Raw genomic sequence first — 1670 nt, 5'->3', positions numbered from 1 at the left:
CCCTGCTTGACTTAGGTTCACCTAACCGAGCTCCGGGGCCGGCCGCCCGGGTCGCGCCGGCACCCCGGTGCCCGGAGCCGCCGACCGTCCGACCCCGGGTCCCGTCACGACCCGGCTCCGCGCCCCGGGAGTTCCCGCATGTCCCCGCCTCCGTTCCCCGGGCCCTCCGGGGCCCCCGCACCGGCCGACCGACCGGCCTCTTCGATCGCCCGATCGGATCCGCTGCCCCCGCTGGCCTCCGGCGCCGCCGGCCCCCGGGTCCTGCGTCCGCTGCTGGACGCAGTCCTGATCGCCTTGGGAGAGGGGGCCGCCGCGCGCGGCGGCCCCCTGCCGTCCGGGGGACCGGAGGTGGTGGCCGACCGGCTCGTCGCCCTCTGCGGACCGGTGCTGCCCGAGGAGGGCGGGGGCGCCGAGGAGGCGCTGGGCACCCTGGTGCGGGCTCTCGCCGAGGGCGCAGCCGACCCGGCGGACCCGCTGTGCACCGCCCACCTGCACTGTCCCCCGCTGGCCGTGGCGGCGGTCGCCGACTTCGCGGCCTCGGTCCTCAACCCCTCCATGGACTCCTGGGACCAGGCCCCCGCCGCCTCCGCGCTGGAGGCCCGCACGACCCGGGCGCTCGCCGCGCTCGTCCATCCCGCGGGACCGGAACCGGACGCCCTGGTGACCACCGGCGGGACCGAGGCCAACCAACTCGGTGTCCTCCTCGCCCGTGAGCGGGGCGCCGGGTCCGGGGGCGGAGGCGTCGCCCGCCCGCTGCGGGTGGTCCACGGCACCAACGCCCACCACTCGGTCGCCCGCGCCGCCTGGCTGCTCGGCCTCCCGCCGGCCCTTCCGGTGGCCGCCCCGCGCGGTGTGCTCGACCCCGCCGCGCTCGCCCGGACGCTGGACGCTCTTACGGGCGAACCGGTCCTGGTCGTCGCCACCGCGGGCACCACCGACACCGGCGCGGTGGACCCCCTTCCCGCCATCGCCGACCTCGTCGCCGCCCGGGGCGCCCGGCTCCACGTGGACGCCGCGTACGGCGGCCCCCTGCTGTTCAGCTCCACGCGCCGAGGACTGCTGGACGGACTGGAACGGGCGGACACGGTCGCCCTCGACCTCCACAAACTGGGGTGGCAGCCCGCGGCGGCCGGACTGCTCACCGCACCCGACACGGCCGACCTGGCGGCCCTGCACCACCGCGCCCCGTACCTCAATGCCGAGGACGACACCGAGGCGGGCCTCCCCGACCTGCTGGGACGCTCGCTGCGCACCACCCGCCGTCCCGACATCCTCAAGATCGCGGTCACCCTGCGCGCGCTGGGGCGTTCGGGCATGGCCGCGCTGGTCGACGCCGCCTGCGCTGCGGCCGGGCGATTGGCCGGACAGGTGCTCGCCGAGCCGCGCCTGGAGCTGTACGCCGAGCCCACCATCAGCACCGTCCTCTTCCGACCCGTCGGGGCCGGGGATCAGGAGGTGGCGATGATCCGGCGTCGGCTGCTGCACGAGGGAACCGCCGTCCTGGGCCGGGCCCGGGTGCCGGACCGGGACGGGTCGGGCGCCGAACGCCTCTGGCTCAAGGCCACCGTCCTCAACCCCCGGGCGTGCGCGGACGCCACCGCCGGACTGCTCAAGCTCGTCCTGGACACCTGCGACGCGGTGGGCATCCCCGCCGACCCCTACCTCCCCGC

Annotated in this window: 1 protein-coding gene; it reads left to right on the top strand. The window is 77.5% G+C overall.

Going from position 1 to position 1670, the window contains the following annotated elements; genetic code table 11:
* Window positions 1–138 precede the first annotated feature (138 nt).
* Window positions 139–1670: pyridoxal phosphate-dependent decarboxylase family protein (locus FNQ90_RS22295; RefSeq protein ID WP_182607990.1), on the top strand; the 1532-nt coding region annotated here is incomplete at its 3' end.

It is taken from the genome of Streptomyces alkaliphilus, assembly GCF_014141535.1.
Lineage (GTDB): Bacteria > Actinomycetota > Actinomycetes > Streptomycetales > Streptomycetaceae > Streptomyces > Streptomyces alkaliphilus.
The sequence above is the reverse complement of the archived record's forward strand: the minus strand, read 5'-3'. Positions and strand labels throughout refer to the sequence as shown.